The following is a 15,670-nucleotide window of genomic DNA, read 5'->3' as shown; positions in this document are numbered from 1 at the left end:
TTTAGAATTTACACCAATTATACGGACATAACCGGATTTTCCATTTGGGAATTTTTACAGTTCACAAGTCGATGGTTGATTAAACTTTTTTGATAAAGCATCTATCATTTTATCTGGCAAATCTAAAGAATCATCCTTGATGGATGCATCGTTAATACATATGTCCAAATATTTTTTATTATATAATGCATCTTTAAAAGAATTATCATCCATTAATCCTAATTCAAAATATTTATGCTTTCGAGGATTACTTGCTTGGAATTTAGAACTAGCTAATTGATAGTATCTTATTAACCAATCCGTTACGTCAAGTCTATTCCTAGTTGGATGGCTTGCTGCCTGATGCAACTCATCATAGAATAGACGCCAACATTCCTCAAAACTTGTTTTTAAATATGGCTGTGCACTGTGCGCACTATAAAATCCTAAATAAGGTCTAAACACAGATAAAAATAATGAAATTGTATTATTAATTAAGCCATATTTAAAATTAAATTTTTTTGTCAAATTTTTTGTTAAATTATCACGTTTCGAAAAAGCCTGATTAATCGCATACAAAGAATTAAAAACATAATAATCATTTAGAGATAGTGGATAAGTTGGCCGTTCAATATAAAAATCATTTGGCAACCCGTCTCTAAAATAATCACTTACCTTTGTGGAATTAACAACAAACACATCATCATTTAAAACTATAAATTTTTCACTAATTTCAGGAATTAAATGCATAAACATCGTTATGACGATAGAACTAAACGTTGGTAAAAATTCATGAGGTATAAATTCATCATGATTAATAATTTTAATTTTTGGTGACTCCACAAACCAACTTGGCTTTTGACCGGCTGTTACCAAAAAAATTTGATGAACCCACGGCATATTATATTCAACTGATCTAATAGTATACTTAATAGTATCATAATCTCTAAAACGTTCACCATCCAAATCAGTCAAATCAATATACTGTTTAGCCTTATCGCGCCAAATTGGATCAGTATTATCCACCCATGGAATAACAACATCAATATCTTCGTCTAACATTTACAACACTTCCTTTAATTTTAGAAGAAATCCATACATATAATAACTCATCATAATTAATAGATTAATTTCCTTTTTGTTTCTAATAATATTATTTTTTAAAGGAGATTTCTTTATAAATGCAGAAATTCTCCCTACCAAGACACTCTTTTTTATGCGATAAAATAACGGCGTGTTTCCTTGTGCTAAGTATAACATCTGCTCATAGATAGCCCCATTTGGGTTCTCTATTTCCAATTTTCTGATACTGTTTGTTAATCCATTTGGCTGATAAGCCCCTACCTGAATGATTTTCTTTATAAATTTTGATCTAAAAACTTTACTAAACTCGACATACAAAGGACCCTCACTAATAAATTTTTCATTTTTAAATTCTGGTAGCCTAAATTTCTGTAAACACTTTGTTACAAAAACATCCGTAAAATCTCCAGAAATATGATGATTTAGTAAGTACCAATACCGCCTACCAAAATCTATTTTGTTTGGTAATGGTTGTACTGGTACGTTCTGCATCTTCCCACGTTCATATATAAGTGACCCAATGTTCTCTTGTTTAGCAACTTCGTAGTCTTTTAAAATTGTTTCTATTGCATCGTCAACTAACACATCATCATCATCCACTATAACTGTTAAATCTGTCACTATTTTTGGAATAATAGCATTCAACGCCCTATGTTTTCCACCATTTTTTAAAACTGTATATTTTATTTCAAAATCATTATTATTCGAAATTAGTTGATTTACAGTCGGCGACACAGCAACAGTACTTCCATCATCCACGATCCACCAAACCATTCTCTTATCAGTTTGCTGACATAAAGATTTATATAATTTTTTTAGGCTTTCTGGACGGTTGTACGTACTAGTTAAAATAGTTATACGTGCATTTTTATCTATCATTATATTCCTCAACTCTCTTGTTTGATAACATATAAGCAAAAATTATAGTCAAAATAAATGTGGATACAGCCGAATTAGGAATAAAAAGAATGTTTTCCATAACTAGATAAACTAAATAGAATACAAAAAGTGTAAGTACTATCGAGCTCTGTTTTTTTACTATCATACAATATAAATACAATATATAAATTAAGAGAAAACTAAATCCTACAATACCTATTGTTAATAAAAAGTAAGCTAAAGAACTATCAATTGCGAAACGTCCTCCAGTTAATTTTTGTTGAATAAAGCTCGTACTCATTGACCCTATACCCAACCATTTATGTAAGTCACTTCCTGCTAAACTCAATGCCATTTGACTATAGTTTAACCGATAACTTAAAAACTCATCTAATTGCATAAAATGAGTATTCAAAGAATTTGAAAAATAAACAAAATATAAAAATACTGCCCAAATAGTTGTTAAAAAAAAGCCTGTTATAGTACTAACAATAAACTTTATTTTTTTTGATCCTAAACTGTGAACTAAATAGACCACTAGTGAGATACCTACCGCTAATACGGGTGTTCGACTACCAGAATTTAAAATTATAAAAATACTAAATAACACTATTAATATATTCTTTAAATTACTTCTATTTTTATGAGTAATAACAGCAATTAGAACCAAAAAACCTGCAAACATACCCAAAGTATTCACATTATTGAATCCCATAGATATACGTTGTGTAAGAATATTATTACCATATCTTTGATTATATAACATACTATTAATTAACTCTAAAACGTTATAAGAAACACCTTTAAAGATAAACATCATCAAAAAAAGCATAGTAGTTAGAGTCCAAAATATAGTAGTGACTAAACTCATCGGGTTATCTCGAAATGCATTTATAGAACAAATCAAAAACAACGAGTAAAATGCATAGTAAACGCTATATAATATCACTTGTTTAGAGAATTCTCCATATACACCCACACTTATCATTAAAATAGGATATATACAAAAAATACCTACCAATGGCAATATAATAGTGTAATTTTTAAAATTAACATTCCAAATATTACAAATAATTATTAAAAATTCTGAAACAAGTCTTAAGCCGGAGCCAATTCCACTCCATTGTGTATAGTTCAGCACAGATCCTATTACAAACAACATTACTAACAAGATATTTATTACATTATTTTTTTGATACATTTTTTTACCTGTATACAATACTTTTAACATATGGTAGATTGCAACAATTAATCGAATTTTTCGGACAAGTCACCAAAGAAGACTTGGAGTGGCGTTTTCCACCCCAAACATTTCCGGGGACGCCAATTTAAGTACTTTGAGATCATGGTCAGCTCTTCGTCCGTAACGCTCTCAATTGGCTGGTTCTTTGGAATGTGTAGCCGAAGCTCGCGGTTCAACCGTTCGTTGGTTCCGCGTTCATGTGGCGCATACGGGTGGGCAAAATAATGGGCAATTCCGCAGGCTTCAATTTCCTTGAAGCCTGCGAATTCCTTACCGTGATCGCTGGTGATTGACTTGATCAAGCCGCGCAACTCCTCGTTAAGCTCTAGGATTGCCTTAGTCATAGCTTTACTATCACGTCCCGGTAAACGACGAATAATCATTAGTCGGGACTTACGATCAGTAAAGGTAGCTAGGACCTCGCCCCTGGTTTTTCCTGATAGGATGGTATCGACTTCAAAATGACCAATCTCTTGACGCAGGTTAGCCTCGTCCGGACGTTGGTCGATAAACTTCGCCCCACGTGTGTACTGACCACGACCATCGTGGCTCTTGGATTGAAGTCAATATTTGAGACAGGTTTTAAGAGACATTCAGAACCGCGTTTACCTTACACAGCTCAAATAAATCATTAATCGTGATTAATAACTTATTTGAACCATGGAAAGCATTAAATCAGGCGGCCATTTGGCTCGTAAGTGTTGCGACTTCAACTTGTAAGGGGGTCTGGTAGCCCAGTGAACTATGAATTCTCTTCCTATTGTAGAAAGCATGCACATATTCAAAAAGGACAGCAGCGGCAGTTTCATAATTCTCAAAGACCGGCACTGGATAAACACATTCCTTTTTGAGGGAAGCATGAAAAGATTCCATTGGTGCATTATCGTATGGACACCCCTTACGGCTGTAAGAGTGGCGGATATGTAGTTCTGTTAATCGTTGGTTGTAATCATCGCTGGTGTACTGTGATCCTAAGTCTGTGTGGATAATCAGGTCCCCAGTAATGGTTCGATTTTTAACCGCGCTTTCCAGGGTCTTTAAGACTAAATCAGTATCCATCTTTTTTGAGAACGAATAGCCGATAATTCGTCTTGAGTGCAGATCCATGATGGTTGATAAGTAACACCAGCCATTACGCTTCGTTTGAATATAGGTCATATCAGCGGTCCATTTTTGATTTAAACCAGTGGTCGAGAAATCCTGCTTAAGCAAGTTGGGACGCTGTTCAACCTTGGTTTTGGAAGCCGAAGCCGCTTTCCATTTATTGACGGTAACGGAGTGGATATCCAGTTCCTTCATGAGCCGGGAAATCCGTCTTGGGCTGCACCGACGCTGCAGTGGTTGAAGTTCCAGATTCAATTCATGGTGGATCTTCATAACACCGTATCGCTGCTTAAATTCCGCAAAGATCCGCAGAATCCGTTGTTTCAAGTCCGCATCTTCGGCCCGGCGTTTTGAAGGTTTGGGGGATCGATAACGATAATACTGAGCTCTGGAAACACCGAGGATTCGGCACATCTTGGTTACCTGGTGGTGATGGCTTTCTTGGTGAATGTAATCAAAAATATTGGTTACTTCTGCGCAAGGAAGCCCAGGGCTTTTTTTAGGATTTCGTTCTCCTCAGACAGGGAAGCCAGCCGCTTTTCCATCGCTTTAATTCGTCTGGCGATTTACCGGATTGAGTTTTGGCTTGGCCCTGGATCCACTTATGAACGGTTGAATAGCCAATGCCATATTCTCTGGCCAGTTGGGCGGCTGATTCGCCTTGTTTATATAGGTTGATGATGTTTTGTTTGAATTCTTTGTCGTAACGAGTTGGCATGTAAAAATTCCTTCCTTTTGAGAGACGATTTATTCATTATACCCTCTCTTAAAAGTTGTCTCAGGAATTAGCTTACATCCATTCTAATGATTCGGCTAATTGTGTAGTACCTTTTTATAAATTAACTCCCGTAACTTTGCTGGCACGATAACATTTGCCACCATTACAAAGTCCCCCGTTAACTCTTCGCGCCTAGAAACAAGCTTTCCTTTGTACAACATTCGACGTAATTTAAAAATTTGCTTTAAGTTAGCCCACTCCCCGCGTCGTCCGTACATTCCTGTATCAACACGCATATGAACTAATACTTCCGATAAGTTTAATACTGGATACTTTTCAATAATAACTTTAGACCATAAGAAGTAGTCCTCTAGCTTCCCATTCGCTTGATAGTTACCAACATCAAGGATAGCTTTCTTATTTAACATTACCGAGGGGTGGTTAAATGGGCTTCTCCATTTTACAAATTGGTAGATGTCTTCTTGACCCGTTGGTACCAATCTTTTACCAGTAATATGATTAACTTCACCCGTGAATTCATCAATTTGACCACCCACAATTGCTAACTGTGGATTATTAACAACTGCCTTTAATTGTAATTCAAATCGATTTGGCACAGAAACATCATCCGAATCCATTCGAGCAATCCAATCGTAGCGGCACCGTTCTACCCCTTTTTGTAATGCGACGCCTAATCCCCGATTGGAGGTCAATTTTAAGAGTTCATATTTGTTTGAAAAACGCTTTTGATGTTCTTCGATTACTTTGTCCAGTTCGGCTGTTAAGGGGCCATCTTCTACCAAAACAATTTGGTCTGGGATCACCGTCTGTTCTTCAATACTCATTAGCGCTTGATCTAAAAATACCGGTTTTTCTTTCTGGTAAACCGACATTAAGACTGAAAAATCCGGTAGTTCGTCGTTACACATAAAATTACTCCATTTTTTAACCAAAAAAGCAGGAAATCCCCTACCATCATAGCATGCTTCCTGTTTTAGCCCTTGATTCTATTTTCCATCATGCACGCCGCGTCTTGCCAAAACAGCTAACACAGTTTCAACTAAAATTGAAAAATCTCCCCGCAAGGTTACGTTACCAGCGTATTCACCGTCATAATTAGCTTTTTGGGTATCCGTTACTTCATCGCGACCCCGGACCTGAGCCAAGCCCGTTATTCCAGGTGCCAAGCTTTCAGCTCCATTGGCGTGACGAAGCCGCAAGACCTTTTCTTCCTTTGGAATCAGCGGTCGTGGCCCAATAAAGGACATTTCACCCTTCACCACGTTCACCAACTGCGGCAATTCATCCAAACTGGTTTTTCGCATTAACTGACCGCTCCGCGTGATGTAGCTCAGTGCGGTGTCAAATTCCGATGTTGCCATTTGGTGGGGTGCATCATCACTCATGGAACGGAACTTATAAATCGTAAACCGTTTCCCATTGCGGCCGACCCGTTCCTGCTTAAACAGCACTGGTCCCTTTGAGTCTAGCTTAATCCAAATTGCCAACACCAACATGAGCGGCGAAAGACAGATTAATAAGAGCACGCCGAAAAAGGCATCAAAAATTCGTTTGATTGTCGTTCGGTATATCTGATTAATCCGTACTCCCCCATCACTGGTTGGTAATTGCATCTTGGTTCCTCCTCCCTGCTTTTCATAACCTAGAACAACCAAAACCTACGTTTCTTCTTCAGTGGTTGCCACTTCATCCGAACTGGCTCACCGTTAATTAACCGCTTGGCATTGCGGCGGTAATGCTCAGCTAGGCGCGGGTCAAACTCACGGGCCATTTTTGCTAGTCCTTCATTTAACTCATAGTCGCGCCGGGCTAGGGCGTGGGCGTCCGATGCGAAGATCGTCCCCTGCCCTGCTTCAATTAGCCGGGTCGTTAAATCTTCAATCTTCTTCCCAAAGGTGCCCATGTAAGAAGCCGCCGTTAGCTGGGTTAAACAGCCCTGTTCCAAAAACGCCTCCAGAATACTTGGATCATCCAAAATGGCGGCGTTGCGTTCCGGGTGGACAATTACCGGCGTCACCCCGTGTTGTAAGAGTTCAAAGACCAACTGTCGGGCAAAGGTCGGCACCCCACCACTTGGCATTTCTAACAAGAGGTAGTGGTCATCTTCGTCCACGTACAACAAGTCGTCGGCTTCTAGTGCCGGCAAAACCCGATCGCTCACCCGCACTTCTTGGCCCGGAAAAACGGTCAGGGGAATCTGAGCTTCTTCAAGGGCTTCTTGAAAGGCTACCGTTGCCCTAATCACGTCTTGCTTGTGGTTGACGTAGTGACCATTTAAATGGTGCGGCGTCAACAAGCAGTGGCTAACCCCATCAGCAACCGCCTGCTCGGCTAATTTTAGCGACGTCGCCATGCTCGGCGACCCGTCATCTACTTCTGGTAGCAAGTGGCAGTGCAGGTCAACTAGACCCATAACTACCTCTCCTTTCCGGGTTACCTTTCGTCCTCGTAGCCATAGCCATAACCATAACCGTAACCAGCGTCGTCATCGTAAACGTCGTTCATCACGTACCCTAAGACGTTGGCCTGGGAAATCTTCAACATTTCCACCGCCCGGCGAATGGCTGCCTTTTGGGTCACCCCCTGGCGAACCACTAAGATCACCCCGTCCAGGTTGCTGGATAGCACTTGGGTATCGGTTACTTGCAGCATCGGCGGCACGTCTAAGACCACTATGTCGTAGGCTTCCCGCACCCCATTAATAAAGGACTGCATCCGCTGAGAACCCAACAGCTCCGATGGGTTCGGTGGTACTGGACCGGCCGTTAAGACCTCCAGGTTTTCAACCCCACTCTTTTGCACCACGTTGCTAAGGTCGACTTCGTTACTGTCCCCAGTCAAAACGGTGGTTAACCCCTTTTGGTTGCTTAGGCCAAAGGTCGCGTGTAGAGTCGACCGGCGCAAGTCGGCGTCGATCAAGAGGACCTGCTTACCTTCTTGGGCCCAGGCGATTGCCACGTTGGCCATTACCGTGGACTTCCCTTCCGAGATTCCCGAGGAGGTAAAGGCAACCGTCTTTAGCGGCCGGTCAACGCTCATGAAGTGAATGTTGGTCCGGATCGTCCGGAACTGTTCGGCCGGGCCGCTCTTCGGGTCGGCCAGCGTGATTAACATGGCCCCGTTATCCATCGTGTCGATGGATTCAGTATAATGATGTTTAAATAGTCCCATTTGAAAACCTCCCTGCTAGACCCGGCGGTGACCAGCAGCCTGGTCATCGAACGGCTTAAATTCAAAGTCGGCTGGCATGTGAATTTCACCAACTTGGCCCAAGTTAGTTAAGCCCAGTTCGTTGGTCATAAAGTCGTTGTCACGAACCGTCGTGTCGGTTAAGTCACGAATCAGTACGTAAACGTAGCTGATCAAGAACCCGAGCACTAGCCCAGCTAAGGCAAAGAGCTTCTTGTTCGGGAAGGACTGGCTGGTTGGCGTCGTTGCCTCTGAGACGATCGTCACGTTGTTAACGTTCATCATCGAACGAATCTGCTTCTTAAAGACCTTGGCCACCGTGTTAGCGATCACCTTTGCCTCCGTCGGGTTGCCCGCCTCCGCACTTAGGGAGAAGACTTGAGAATTGTTTTGGGTGCTTACCGTCAGTAAACCCTTCAGCTTAGCCACGCTTAATGCGTAGGCCCGTTGGCTCCCGCTCGGGTTGGCCAACTGCTTGGAAGCACTCTTCAGGATCACTTGATTGGTGATGATGTCCTTATAAGTGTTGATCATCTGAATGTCGGCCTGCTGATTAGTGTAAGCTTGACCGTTATTGTCATTGCTATTGCGTTGGTTAACCAGGATTTGGGTGGTGGCGGTGTACTTAGCCGGGATCACAAAGGTAGCTATCCCCCAAGCGATGACGCCGAGGCCCACCGTCCAGATCAAAATCATGCGCACGTGTTGAACAAACAGCTTCCAGAGGTGCTGCAAGTCAATTGCGTTGGTATTCTTTTCGCTTTCCATTAATTACTCTCCGTCTTAACTGTTACTTGTTTGAGGCCCAGGGTGGTCCGTAGTTCGTTGCTTACCCGTTGGCGTTCGGTCGTCGAGACTACTTCAAAATCCTCCCCACTAACGGTCTGGGAAGTTCCCTGAGCGTGGTCGGAAGTGACGCTTTGGCCGGCGCTCCGGTAGTGGAGGGCGACACTCATCATATTATTCAGGGTGAAGTCGGTTTGCGTTTCGTCCGCAATGTCGTTTAAGAACGACTGGTTTAAGATTGACTTATAGGAAGCCGACTTCTTTAAGAGGGCCATAATTACGAGCCGTTGACGTTCCTGACGGCCGTAATCGCCGTTAGGATCTTCGTGACGCATCCGCGAGAAGGCCAGTGCCTGGGCTCCCTTCATCGTGTAGGTCTTCCCCTTTTCAAAGGAATAACCTTCGTAGCTAAAGGTCAGTGGTGACTTAACGGTTACCCCGCCCACTTGGTTGATCGCCTTTTCTAGCCCCCCCATATTCACGAGCACGTAACCATCAATCGGTACGTTGTAGTATTCCTTGAGGGTCTTGATCGTTTCCTTGACCCCGCCGTAAGTGTAGGCGGCGTTGAGCTTGGCCGGTGACTCATCGCTGTAATCAGGCAGGGTCACTTCCATATCACGGGGAATGCTGACAATCGTCGTCTTCTTAGTTTGCGGGTTGACCGACATCATCATGATCGTGTCGGTCCGTCCCTTATAACTCCGCCCCAGGGCTCCGGTATCGGTCCCGAGTAAGAGAATGTTAATTGGTTTCTTAGCAGCTAATAACTTACTTAAGTTCCGGCTCTTAACAGCCCCGCTCGGGGAATACATACTGTTAGTGGCAACGCGAACGTTTCGCCAAGCCATTCCAGCAAAGAAGAGCGCTACGACAACAACTAGCCCCACGAGAATCCATAACCACCGCAACCAGCGACGCCGGTGATGGTGGTGATGATGGTGGTGCTGGTGCTGAGAAGAACGGTGTTGTAATTCTTCAGAGTCCATGCTGACCTTCCTTTTTTGCCCTTCTATGGGCAATATTAATCAATCTTTAACCTATTTTGCTACGTTTTGATTTTATATTCAATTAGAATTTAGTCACATTTCGATTACAAGTGTTATTTTAAATAAAAATAATTACTTGGTTACATCAACCGAAAGCCGTTTCATTATGAGTTTCACCTTATTAAAATGACAACATTTTACTATGTGTATAGATAATATATTAATAAGTAAATGGTAACGTGACTACTTTTTATCATTTGATAAAATTGGAGTTTTTATGGTTTTTTCGTCAACTAAAAATGCGCCACCCCCACACCTGGGGGCGACGCATTTCCCTTTTCAACCGCCTTACTTGTAGTTTGGCGCTTCCTTGGTAATTTGAACGTCATGTGGGTGGGATTCCCGCAACCCGGCGTTCGTAATTTGAACGAATTGGGCTTGGTTGATTAAGGTTTGAATATCGCCGGCCCCAACGTAGCCCATCCCTGAGCGCAGTCCGCCGACCATTTGGAAGATAACATCGCTGACGTCCCCCTTGTATTCAACCCGTGCTTCAATCCCTTCCGGAACCAGCTTATTAGCTTCGTTAACTCCTCCCTGGAAGTAACGATCCGAAGAACCATGGGATTGGGCCATCGCCCCCACGGAGCCCATCCCCCGGTAAGACTTGTACTTCTTACCGTTATCTTCGTAAACTTCACCCGGCGCTTCGGTCGTCCCAGATAACATCGAACCGAGCATGACCGCGTTCCCACCAGCGGCCAGGGCCTTCACGATGTCACCGGAGTACTTAATCCCACCGTCGGCGATGATGGCCTTCCCAAACTCGTGGGCCACGCTAGCCGCATCGTAAATCGCGGTGATTTGTGGTACCCCAACCCCGGCCACCACCCGGGTGGTGCAGATCGAACCAGGGCCGATCCCGACCTTAACTACGTCAACCCCAGCTTCAAACAGGGCCCGGGTCCCCTCGCCAGTGGCGACGTTCCCGGCGATCAAGGTTTCATTCGGGAAGTGGTCGCGGATTTCGGCGATCTTACGCAGCACCCCGGCGGAGTGACCATGGGCCGTGTCGATTACGATCGCATCGGCACCGGCCTTAAACAGGGCTTCGGCGCGTTCAAAGGTGTCAGACGTTACCCCAACGGCGGCGGCCACCAGCAGGCGGTTTTGGTCGTCGACGGCGGCATGGCTCATCATCGAGTTCAGGGCGACGCTCTTCACGTTGGCCACTTCACCAGCCTGGGCCTGAATCGACATGTTCTTGTGGATGACCCCCATCCCCCCTTGCAGGGCCATGGCGATCGCCATCGATGATTCGGTCACCGTGTCCATCCCAGCGGAGATAAACGGCACCTTCAGCTTCAGGTTCTTGGCGATCTGCGTGGACAGGTCAACCTCGTTTGGTAATACGTGGCTTTCAGCCGGAATCAACAGCACATCATCAAAAGTTAGCCCCTTCTTGGCGAACTTGGTATCCCAGTTTGACATCTTTGAACAGCACTCCTTTGGAAAAATTTATATTGTTAGTACTTTACTCGATATATCGGCTTTGGTCAATCATTTCCGGCATTTCTAACCTGATTCTCATCTTTTTTGCCCAAATTCTGGAACTCCCTGCCGAAGCTCCCCGAATAACGTTCGGTTTTAGAACGCAAAAAGAGGCTGGGAAAACAGAACTTTTCCCAGCCTCTAGCGTATTTTTAAATGTTAGACAGAAAACGTGGCGCCCCAGCGAGCAGGTTATTTGCCACTTTCTTCCTTAACGGCGCCGCCGGTTGGCCGACGAGCCCCAGAAGCCCCCGACAATGTGGTAGCGTTGGCGGAAGTAGACGTCGCCGAAGAAGGTCGCTACCCCAAGGATCAGGTAAGCCCAGGCGTTTAAGACTGGGTTGATGGCGTTTGGCAAGAAGGCCACTAGCATGTAGACCAGGATCCAGGCGATCAACGCCCCTAACACCAGGACAATCCGGAGCCATAACGGCCGGCGGTGTTGTTTCCCGTTTTCATCGACCGTTGGCAACAAAATCTTGTTGACGAACCCGAAGGCCGCCCCACCGGCCACGGCGACCAAGATGATTGCGACCAGCCCGGCGCTCCCGTGTTGGGCCAGCTTCAGGGTTGACGGTTGCATCAACCCTATCAGCCCAAACATGAAGGTGAAGATGGCGAAAAACATCAGCCCGTTATCTACCGACATTAAGACGGTCGAGGTTTGTTGTTGTTCGGCTGGCGTCTTCTTCGGGTGCAGAAGTTCATCGGCGTACTTGGTGGGCGTTCCAAACAGTCCCTTCGCGGTTTGCCCCGTCTTTTGGCCTTCCAACAGGGCGGTCATGGTTTCTTCTAGCAGGGCCGTCTTGGCTTCGGCCGTCGCTCCCTGGGCGTCCAGTTGCTTATTTAACTGGTACATGAAGTCTTCATTCTTACGGGTCAACCCGGCGTTTTCAAACATCATCCCGGTCTTTTGCCGGTCTTCTTTTAGGTGTTGGCGCTGGCGTTGTCCGGCAGCGGCGTTTTTTTGTTCCTGTTCACTCACGGTGGTGTCCTCTCAATCGATTCTCTATCCTGACTAGACGTTGAAGCGGAATTCAACAATGTCGCCGTCTTGCATCACGTAGTCTTTACCTTCCAGGCGCAGCTTGCCGGCTTCCTTAACGGCGGCGTGGCTCCCGTACTGGTCAAGGTCTTCAAACGACATGACCTCAGCGCGGATAAAGCCCCGTTCAAAGTCGGAGTGGATAATCCCGGCGGCCTGCGGGGCCTTAGTGCCCTTCCGGAAGGTCCAGGCGCGCGTTTCCTTGCCCCCGGCGGTGAAGAAGGTTTCCAGGCCCAAGAGCTGGTAAGCGGCCCGAATCAGGCGGTTTAAGCCTGGTTCTTCTACCCCTTCCATTTCCAGGAAGTCGGCCTTTTCTTCTTCGTCCATTTCGGCGATCTGTTCTTCGGCGGCGGCGGCGATCCCAATCACTTCACCATCGCCCGCCACGTGTTCTTTGATCACGTCCATGTACTTGGAAGCCTCCGGGTTGGCCATATCGTCTTCGGACACGTTAGCCACGTACAGGACCGGCTTAATGGTTAATAAGAAGAGCCCCTTGACGATCGGCATTTCTTCGGCGCTGAATTCCACCGACCGGGCCGGCTTGCCCGCCTCTAAGACCGGCTTAAGCTTTTCTAGGACCGCCAGTTCGGCCAGGGCGTCCTTGTCGCGCCCCTTGGCCGCCCGTTGCACCTTGGCCAAGCGGTTGTTCACGGAGTCGAGGTCGGCCATGATCAGTTCCAGGTTGATCGTGTCGATGTCGTCGACCGGATCGACCTTCCCAGTGACGTGGGTGATGTCATCGTCATCAAAGGCCCGCACCACGTGAACAATGGCGTCGGTTTGGCGAATGTTTTCCAAGAACTTGTTCCCAAGCCCTTCCCCCTTGGACGCCCCCTTGACGATCCCGGCGATGTCGGTAAATTCAAAGGTGGTTGGCACGATCTTTTTGGCCGGGATCAGTTCATCGATCCGGGCCAGGCGGCTATCCGGCACTTCGACCATCCCGACGTTGGGGTCAATCGTTGCGAACGGGTAGTTAGCCATTTCGGCGCCCGCCTTGGTAATTGCGTTAAAGAGGGTTGACTTCCCGACGTTGGGCAACCCCACGATCCCTGCAGTTAATGACATGGTTTAAAAACTCCTTTAATCCTCTTCTTGTTCGGCCCGTTCTAAGACCTTCTTGAGCCGCTTGTTAAAGTCGTAGCGGCTCATCATGACAATGTGGCTACAGCCGGTGCACTCAATTTTGATGTCGGCGCCGACCCGGATAATCTGCCACCGGTTTACCCCGCACGGGTGGGGCTTTTTCATTTCGACAATGTCGTTTAATGCGTATTCTTCCATCTTTACTACCCCCTAATCAAAGTGCACCCCTAGCAGTTCCAAAATTCGGTTTAAATCCTGATTGGAACCATAGGGGATCACGATCTTGCCGCCGCGGCGCTTGGCCTGAAAGCTGACCTTAGTGCCCAACTTACCCGCTAGTTGACTCTCAGCCTCTCGTAAGTAAGGGTTGGCACTTTTAACCACTGGCTTTTGGCGCCCCTTCTTGTTAATCCCGGCCACGATCTCTTCTAGCTGACGGACGGTCAGCCCCTCGTTTGCGACCCGCTTGGCTAGTTCAACTAGCCGTCGTTCGTCCTTGACCCCCAGGAGGGTCCGGGCCTGGCCCATCGATAGCTCGCCACTGGCCAGCATCTGCTTAACCTCTTCGGGCAAGCCTAACAAGCGCAGGTAGTTCGCGATGTAGGGGCGGCTCTTGCCTAAGCGGGCCGCCACCTGAGCCTGGGTCAGGTTCAAGCGTTCAATCAAGGTCTGGTAGGCCTGGGCCTCTTCTAAGGGGCTCAGGTCCTCGCGTTGCAAGTTCTCTAGGACCGCCACTTCCATCATCGTCTGGTCGTCTAAGACCCGGACAATCGCCGGAATCGTCTTGCGTTCGGTCATCCTGGTCGCCCGCAGGCGCCGTTCTCCGGCAATTAATTCGTAGCGGTTCAAATTGGGGTCCGGGCGCCGGACAATGATTGGCTGAAAGACCCCCGCCGCTTCGATTGACCGGGCCAACTCCGCTAAGCCCTCCTGGTCAAAGGTGCGCCGGGGCTGGTAGGGGTTGGGGCGGATTGAATCCACCGCCAACTCCCTAACCACTTCCCCCGGGCCGGGCGGGGCGGTCAGTTGCCTTGCATCACTCATTGCATCGCCCCCACTAGTCCGTCGGGGCAACGATCGTGATCGTCAACTCCACCCCGTTAGCGGTCTTGGTTTCCTTGACCTTGGTCTCAAAGCCGTTATCGTTAACTAACTTCAAGGATTCCTTGATCGTGTTGACGGCAATCCGTGGGTCGGATACCTTGACCCGGCCGGCCACCTTCTTGGTTTTCTTCGGCGCCTTCTTCTTTTTAGCCGGTTGATCCTGCGCGTCGTCTTTTTTGACCGTTAACTCTTCGTCGAGGCCAAAGAGTTCGCGTTGCTTTTGGGCCTCCACTTCGCTTGGCACCGGCTTACCCTGCATCCGGGCGATCTCGTCTTCGGTCTGGCGGACCGTCCAGTCGTTATTAACGATCTTCATTAAGATGTCGCGTTGTTGGTCCTCGCTAAGGCTGAGCATGGCCCGCCCGTGGCGCTCGGAAATCTTGTGGTCCATGATTGCGTTTTGCACCGGCGTAATCAGTTGTAAGAGCCGCAACTTGTTAGCGACAAAGGACTGGCTCTTCCCCATCCCCTTGGCCAGGGCCGACTGGGTCAGCTTGTTGAGTTCCATCAACTGTTGATAAGCCTGGGCCTCTTCGACCGGGCTTAACTGCGAACGTTGCAGGTTTTCGATCAGGGCCAAGGAGGCCGTTTCCTGGTCGTTCATCTTTTCGACGATCGCCGGGGCCTTGGTCCAATTCAACAGGCTCATCGCCCGGAAGCGCCGTTCCCCGGCAATGATTTCGTACTTACCAGTTTCGTATTCGCGTAAGATGATCGGTTGCAAGAGCCCGTGTTCATCTATCGTTTGGGCTAATTCTTGGATCGCCGTTTGGTCAAAAACCTGGCGGGGTTGGTAGCGATTGGGCACGATCTGCGCCAGCGGAACCTCCACGACTTGGTTTTTAACCGGCTCCTTGCTCTTCCCAATGTTAAACAATGAAAATGCCATT

General features: G+C 46.5%; 17 protein-coding genes and 1 pseudogene. All 18 read right to left on the bottom strand.

All coding sequences use genetic code 11. From position 1 onward, the window contains the following. Positions 1–54: 54 nt before the first annotated feature. The gene (locus tag FG166_RS00810) at positions 55–1,041 is read right to left on the bottom strand and encodes a Stealth CR1 domain-containing protein (protein WP_003682443.1); all 987 of its coding nucleotides are present in this window, start codon (positions 1,039–1,041) and stop codon (positions 55–57) included. After that, positions 1,042–1,941, bottom strand: coding sequence for a glycosyltransferase family A protein (locus tag FG166_RS00805; RefSeq protein WP_003682440.1), 900 nt, complete (start codon positions 1,939–1,941; stop codon positions 1,042–1,044). Then, entirely contained in the window at positions 1,931–3,172 is a 1,242-nt protein-coding gene (locus FG166_RS00800; protein WP_003682438.1) for an O-antigen ligase family protein, read from the bottom strand. Before FG166_RS00800 ends, FG166_RS00805 begins: the two co-directional genes overlap by 11 nt. Before the next feature lie 17 nt (positions 3,173–3,189). Continuing rightward, positions 3,190–3,738: pseudogene (locus tag FG166_RS00795) on the bottom strand (IS30 family transposase); the annotation flags it as partial. 121 nt (positions 3,739–3,859) lie between these two features. Next, entirely contained in the window at positions 3,860–4,738 is an 879-nt protein-coding gene (locus tag FG166_RS00790) for an IS3 family transposase (protein WP_262337644.1), read from the bottom strand. Positions 4,739–4,787: 49 nt separating this feature from the next. Then, positions 4,788–5,006 (bottom strand): helix-turn-helix domain-containing protein, encoded by a 219-nt coding sequence (locus FG166_RS00785; RefSeq protein WP_178958846.1) that lies wholly within the window; start codon positions 5,004–5,006, stop codon positions 4,788–4,790. A 95-nt stretch (positions 5,007–5,101) separates the two neighbouring features. Further along, positions 5,102–5,935 carry a glycosyltransferase gene (locus FG166_RS00780; protein WP_003682436.1) on the bottom strand — a complete coding sequence of 278 codons (834 nt, stop codon included), beginning with the start codon at positions 5,933–5,935 and terminating at the stop codon, positions 5,102–5,104. 78 nt (positions 5,936–6,013) lie between these two features. Next, positions 6,014–6,640 (bottom strand): sugar transferase, encoded by a 627-nt coding sequence (locus FG166_RS00775; protein ID WP_050755172.1) that lies wholly within the window; start codon positions 6,638–6,640, stop codon positions 6,014–6,016. Between the two features lie 29 nt (positions 6,641–6,669). Then, positions 6,670–7,440, bottom strand: a complete 771-nt coding sequence (locus tag FG166_RS00770) for a tyrosine-protein phosphatase (protein ID WP_003682432.1) — start codon at positions 7,438–7,440, stop codon at positions 6,670–6,672. Between the two features lie 20 nt (positions 7,441–7,460). Next, positions 7,461–8,198, bottom strand: coding sequence for a CpsD/CapB family tyrosine-protein kinase (locus FG166_RS00765; protein ID WP_003682431.1), 738 nt, complete (start codon positions 8,196–8,198; stop codon positions 7,461–7,463). 15 nt (positions 8,199–8,213) lie between these two features. After that, entirely contained in the window at positions 8,214–8,984 is a 771-nt protein-coding gene (locus FG166_RS00760) for a YveK family protein (RefSeq protein ID WP_003682429.1), read from the bottom strand. Next, positions 8,984–9,991: an LCP family protein gene (locus FG166_RS00755; protein WP_035430872.1), complete on the bottom strand. Its 1,008-nt coding sequence runs from the start codon at positions 9,989–9,991 to the stop codon at positions 8,984–8,986. The genes FG166_RS00760 and FG166_RS00755 overlap by 1 nt, the downstream gene beginning before the upstream one ends. Before the next feature lie 348 nt (positions 9,992–10,339). Beyond that, positions 10,340–11,482 carry an IMP dehydrogenase gene (gene guaB / locus FG166_RS00750; protein ID WP_003682425.1) on the bottom strand — a complete coding sequence of 381 codons (1,143 nt, stop codon included), beginning with the start codon at positions 11,480–11,482 and terminating at the stop codon, positions 10,340–10,342. A gap of 271 nt (positions 11,483–11,753) precedes the next feature. Further along, positions 11,754–12,527 (bottom strand): DUF1129 domain-containing protein, encoded by a 774-nt coding sequence (locus tag FG166_RS00745; RefSeq protein ID WP_003682420.1) that lies wholly within the window; start codon positions 12,525–12,527, stop codon positions 11,754–11,756. Positions 12,528–12,560: 33 nt separating this feature from the next. Beyond that, positions 12,561–13,658: a redox-regulated ATPase YchF gene (gene ychF, locus FG166_RS00740; RefSeq protein ID WP_003682418.1), complete on the bottom strand. Its 1,098-nt coding sequence runs from the start codon at positions 13,656–13,658 to the stop codon at positions 12,561–12,563. 15 nt (positions 13,659–13,673) lie between these two features. After that, the gene (locus FG166_RS00735) at positions 13,674–13,874 is read right to left on the bottom strand and encodes a DUF951 domain-containing protein (RefSeq protein WP_003682416.1); all 201 of its coding nucleotides are present in this window, start codon (positions 13,872–13,874) and stop codon (positions 13,674–13,676) included. A 12-nt stretch (positions 13,875–13,886) separates the two neighbouring features. Then, complete coding sequence (locus FG166_RS00730) at positions 13,887–14,720, bottom strand: ParB/RepB/Spo0J family partition protein (RefSeq protein ID WP_003682415.1); 834 nt, start codon at positions 14,718–14,720, stop codon at positions 13,887–13,889. Between the two features lie 13 nt (positions 14,721–14,733). Then, the gene (locus tag FG166_RS00725; RefSeq protein ID WP_003682414.1) at positions 14,734–15,669 is read right to left on the bottom strand and encodes a nucleoid occlusion protein; all 936 of its coding nucleotides are present in this window, start codon (positions 15,667–15,669) and stop codon (positions 14,734–14,736) included. Position 15,670 lies beyond the last annotated feature (1 nt).

The organism is Limosilactobacillus fermentum (genome assembly GCF_013394085.1).
GTDB lineage: Bacteria > Bacillota > Bacilli > Lactobacillales > Lactobacillaceae > Limosilactobacillus > Limosilactobacillus fermentum.
Note: the sequence above shows the minus strand (reverse complement) of the source record. Positions and strands in the feature narration are given on the sequence as shown.

Bases quoted from the DNA above. Each gene is read 5' to 3' on its own strand.
- FG166_RS00770 (WP_003682432.1), bottom strand. From the start codon at position 7,440: ATGGGTCTAGTTGACCTGCACTGCCACTTGCTACCAGAAGTAGATGAC.
- guaB (WP_003682425.1), bottom strand. From the start codon at position 11,482: ATGTCAAACTGGGATACCAAGTTCGCCAAGAAGGGGCTAACTTTTGAT.
- ychF (WP_003682418.1), bottom strand. From the start codon at position 13,658: ATGTCATTAACTGCAGGGATCGTGGGGTTGCCCAACGTCGGGAAGTCA.
- FG166_RS00800 (WP_003682438.1), bottom strand. From the start codon at position 3,172: ATGTTAAAAGTATTGTATACAGGTAAAAAAATGTATCAAAAAAATAAT.
- FG166_RS00780 (WP_003682436.1), bottom strand. From the start codon at position 5,935: ATGTGTAACGACGAACTACCGGATTTTTCAGTCTTAATGTCGGTTTAC.
- FG166_RS00730 (WP_003682415.1), bottom strand. From the start codon at position 14,720: ATGAGTGATGCAAGGCAACTGACCGCCCCGCCCGGCCCGGGGGAAGTG.
- FG166_RS00785 (WP_178958846.1), bottom strand. From the start codon at position 5,006: ATGCCAACTCGTTACGACAAAGAATTCAAACAAAACATCATCAACCTA.
- FG166_RS00755 (WP_035430872.1), bottom strand. From the start codon at position 9,991: ATGGACTCTGAAGAATTACAACACCGTTCTTCTCAGCACCAGCACCAC.
- FG166_RS00760 (WP_003682429.1), bottom strand. From the start codon at position 8,984: ATGGAAAGCGAAAAGAATACCAACGCAATTGACTTGCAGCACCTCTGG.
- FG166_RS00805 (WP_003682440.1), bottom strand. From the start codon at position 1,941: ATGATAGATAAAAATGCACGTATAACTATTTTAACTAGTACGTACAAC.
- FG166_RS00810 (WP_003682443.1), bottom strand. From the start codon at position 1,041: ATGTTAGACGAAGATATTGATGTTGTTATTCCATGGGTGGATAATACT.
- FG166_RS00735 (WP_003682416.1), bottom strand. From the start codon at position 13,874: ATGGAAGAATACGCATTAAACGACATTGTCGAAATGAAAAAGCCCCAC.
- FG166_RS00775 (WP_050755172.1), bottom strand. From the start codon at position 6,640: ATGCAATTACCAACCAGTGATGGGGGAGTACGGATTAATCAGATATAC.
- FG166_RS00765 (WP_003682431.1), bottom strand. From the start codon at position 8,198: ATGGGACTATTTAAACATCATTATACTGAATCCATCGACACGATGGAT.
- FG166_RS00725 (WP_003682414.1), bottom strand. From the start codon at position 15,669: ATGGCATTTTCATTGTTTAACATTGGGAAGAGCAAGGAGCCGGTTAAA.